4 protein-coding genes are annotated in these 3,687 nt (G+C 63.3%); all 4 read left to right on the top strand.

All coding sequences use genetic code 11. The annotated features are described in order from the left end of the window. Positions 1–776: response regulator (locus SH809_07815; protein MDZ4699595.1), on the top strand; the 776-nt coding region annotated here is incomplete at its 5' end. Positions 777–969: 193 nt separating this feature from the next. Next, the gene (locus tag SH809_07820; protein ID MDZ4699596.1) at positions 970–1,896 is read left to right on the top strand and encodes a dihydrodipicolinate synthase family protein; all 927 of its coding nucleotides are present in this window, start codon (positions 970–972) and stop codon (positions 1,894–1,896) included. Positions 1,897–2,028: 132 nt separating this feature from the next. Next, entirely contained in the window at positions 2,029–2,862 is an 834-nt protein-coding gene (locus SH809_07825) for a fumarylacetoacetate hydrolase family protein (GenBank protein ID MDZ4699597.1), read from the top strand. Positions 2,863–2,969: 107 nt separating this feature from the next. Next, positions 2,970–3,687: aldehyde dehydrogenase family protein (locus SH809_07830; protein ID MDZ4699598.1), on the top strand; the 718-nt coding region annotated here is incomplete at its 3' end.

Consider the following 3,687-nt stretch of genomic DNA (forward strand, 5'->3'; position numbering starts at 1 on the left):
CGGCGCACGCCTCATCGGCACAGCCCATCCCCACCATCCTCCTCGTCGAGGACAACGCCGACGTCCGCGCCTACCTGAAGAGCCACTTGCTGGCCTACCACATCCTCGAAGCCGAAGACGGCGAGGCCGGCCTGGCGCTCGCGCTCACAGAAATCCCCGACCTGGTGATCAGCGACGTGATGATGCCCAGGCTGGACGGCTACGGGCTCTGCGCGGCGCTTCGGAAGGATCGCCGGACGCAGGACATCCCGGTGGTGCTGCTGACGGCGAAGGCGGCGGAGGAGGACAAGATCGAAGGGCTCGCCGCCGTCGCGGACGACTACCTGTACAAACCGTTCAGCGCGCGGGAGCTGCTGGCGCGGACGGAGAACCTGATCCACCGAAATCAGTCGCTGAAGAAGCAGTACCGCCAGGAGGTCGTGCTGAAACCGACGCAGATCACGGTGACATCGGCCGACGCGGCGTGGCTGGAGAAGGTGCGCGCGGTCGTGGAGGCGCAGATGGGAGAGAGCCAGTTCGGGGTGGAGCAGTTGGCCGAGGAGGTGGGTCTGGGCCGGCGCCAGCTGCAGCGCCGGATACATGAGCTGACGGGCGGGACGGCGCACGGGTACATCCAGGAGAGCCGGCTGGAGCGGGCGCGGCAGCTGCTGGAGCAAAAAGCCGGCAACGTGTCCGAGGTGGCGTACCGGGTGGGATTCCGGGACCCGAGGCATTTTGCCAGGCTGTTCCAGCAGCGCTTCGGGAAGCCGCCGTCGCGGTGGGGGGGAGCCGTTTAGAGGGATTTGATCCCGTATTATGGTGCGGGCCCCGCCCGGTCTTTCCTATCACACCGATTCAGCGACGGCCGCACAATGGCACGCCGATTGGATGAGCATTTCGTAACAATCTCGTTTCAATTCATTTCGGAACGGCCAGAACGACGCCGGCTTGAGCATGCCGGGGCGTCTCCGCGGCACATCGCAGGAACCGGTGAATACACGACCAATTACCCCGGCAACGCTGAAAACGAGCGTAATTGCAGCGCCTCCGCTGGCCCGCAAGGCCGATCTGTCGGTCAACTTCGAGGAGAACCGCAAAATCATCCGGTACCTTGAAGAGGCCGGCTTGAGCACGCTGCTTTATAGCGCCAACGCCAATTTTTACCACGTCGGACTCGGCGAATATGCCAGCATTCTCGAGTTTCTAGAGGAAACTGTTGCCGCCAACACATTGGTGCTTCCGGCCATCGGGCCGGCGTTTGGGACGATGATCGCCCAGGCGCGCATGCTTCGGAAAACCCGTTTCCCGGCGGCTATGCTCCTGCCGGCAAACTTCGCCGCCAACTCGGAAGGGATCGAACGGGGGATCCGCCGGCTCATCGACGAACTGGGCAAGCCGGTCATCATCGAACTCAACCAGCCGGATGCGATGGAGGTGGCGGATGTCCACCGCCTCGTGCGAGATGGACTTGTCGCCGCCGTCATCTACTCGGTCCGAACCAACGAGCCGGCCGAGGATCCGTACCTCACTCGGCTCACCGATCGCATCGACCCGCTGACCTTTATCAGCGGCAGCGGCGAGTATGCCGCCATCACCCATATGCGCGACTTCGGGATGGGCACGTTCGTATCGAGCTGTGTCTGTGTCGCCCCCCGCCTCGCCCGCAAAATGCACCGTGCCATCCAGGATCGCGACTTCGATATCGCCGGGAACGTCCGCGAACTGTTCCTGCCCCTCGACCGGCTCATGCAACGCTACCACCCCGTGCGTGTCGTCCATGAATCCGTGCACCTCGCCCGTATCGCAGACTCCGGCGCTCTCCTCCCGTTCCTCAGCAACCTCGAACGCGACCAACAGCGCGGCGTCCTCAACAGCGTCCAGCAATTGATGGTGGACAACGTGAACTTCGGCGTCTGATCACGTTAACGCGTTGAACGAGCACGCATCCGATGCGTGGCCACGTTTTTCGTTTTTCGTTTTCCTTTTTCCTTTCCCCTTTTTCCTTCCCCCCGGCCTTATCTTCGAGCGCAACACTTAATCCTTGCGTTCATGCTGCTGTACAAAACACCCATCGGCGCCGTCGTGCATCATGCGACCGGTTGGCGCCACGTCTCGGAACTGAGCTGGGACGAACTGCTTCGCCGCGAAGATCTTCCGGCCTTCCTTAACCGCATCGTCGCGGACGCGCCGGCGACCGAGCCGGGCGACTTACGCGACATCCTCGCGCCGATCGGGCGGCAGGAGGTTTGGGCCGCCGGCGTCACGTATTTCCGAAGCCGGACGGCGCGGATGGAGGAAGCGAGCGAGGCCGGGGGCAGCAGCTTTTACGACCGCGTCTACCACGCCGATCGGCCAGAGCTGTTCATGAAGGCCACCGCGCATCGCGTAGTCGGGCATGCCGGCGTCTTGCGCTTACGCAAGGATTCCCGATGGATGGTGCCCGAACCCGAACTCACGCTGTTGATCAGCCCGGGCGGCAAGATCAACGGCTACACGATCGGCAACGACATGAGCTGCCGCGATATTGAAGGCGAGAACCCTCTGTATCTTCCCCAGGCCAAGACATTCGACCAGTGCGCCGGCCTGGGTCCGGGCATCTTCATCACATCCGATCCGCTCGACAGCACGACCGCCATCCGACTCCAGATTTACCGCGCGGGCCGGCTTCTGTTCGAGGAAAATACGGCGCTGTCTCAGATGCGAAAAACGCCTCCGCAGCTTGTCGAATACCTCTATCGCGAAGCCAGCTTCCCAGACGGCTGTTTCCTGATGACCGGCACGGGCATCGTTCCGCCCGACACGTTTACCCTCCAGAACGGCGATGCGGTTCATATCACGATCGACCCCATCGGGACGCTCATCAATACCGTGGCTTCGTTCTGAATCGGCCCGATTTGCCCGTGGGAGCACGCTTTTGGGATCGTCAGGAATAAACTCGATATTGCGTTCCTTCGCACGATTCGTCCTGTCCAAGAACGCCAGTCTATCGCATGGAAATCCACGGAAAGCACCTGCTGGGAGGGGTGCCGGAAGCTGAAAGCCCTCGCTTGTTTTACGCCATAAACCCGGCTACCGGGCAGCCGCTCGAGCCCGGCTTCCACGAGGCGCTGCCGGAGGAAGTCGACCACGCCCTCCATCTGGCCGACGGCGCGTTCCCGGCGCTGCGTGCACTCACGCCGGCTCAACGCGCCGCCCTCCTTCGCGCCATCGCCGAGGAGATCATGGCTCTGGGCGATCTGCTCTTGGATCGCGCTCATGCCGAAACCGGGCTCCCGATGGCCCGGCTCCAGGGGGAGCGAACCCGCACCATCAACCAGACGCATCTGTTTGCCGATTTAATCGAGGAGGGCTCGTGGGCCCAGCCGCGTATCGATCGAGGCGACCCCTCACGTCAACCCCTCCCGAAACCGGACGTCCGTAGCATGCTGATGCCGATCGGGCCGATCGCGGTCTTTGGCGCAAGTAATTTCCCACTGGCGATCGGCGTCGCCGGCACGGACACGATCTCCGCTCTGGGCGCCGGGTGCCCGGTGGTGGCCAAGGCGCATCCGGCCCATCCTGGCACCAGCGTGTTGCTGGGGCACGCGATCCAACAGGCCATCGAGCGCTCCGGCGCGCCGGCCGGCAGTTTTTCGATGCTCCAGGGCGCCGGTCACGCGATGGGCATCGCGATGGTTCAACATCCCCTCACCCGTGCGGTCGCCTTTA

It is taken from the genome of Rhodothermales bacterium (assembly GCA_034439735.1).
GTDB lineage: Bacteria > Bacteroidota > Rhodothermia > Rhodothermales > JAHQVL01 > JAWKNW01.

What these genes read in the sequence shown, in the direction of transcription:
- SH809_07825 (MDZ4699597.1), top strand. Translation starts at nt 2,029, where the DNA reads ATGCTGCTGTACAAAACACCCATCGGCGCCGTCGTGCATCATGCGACC.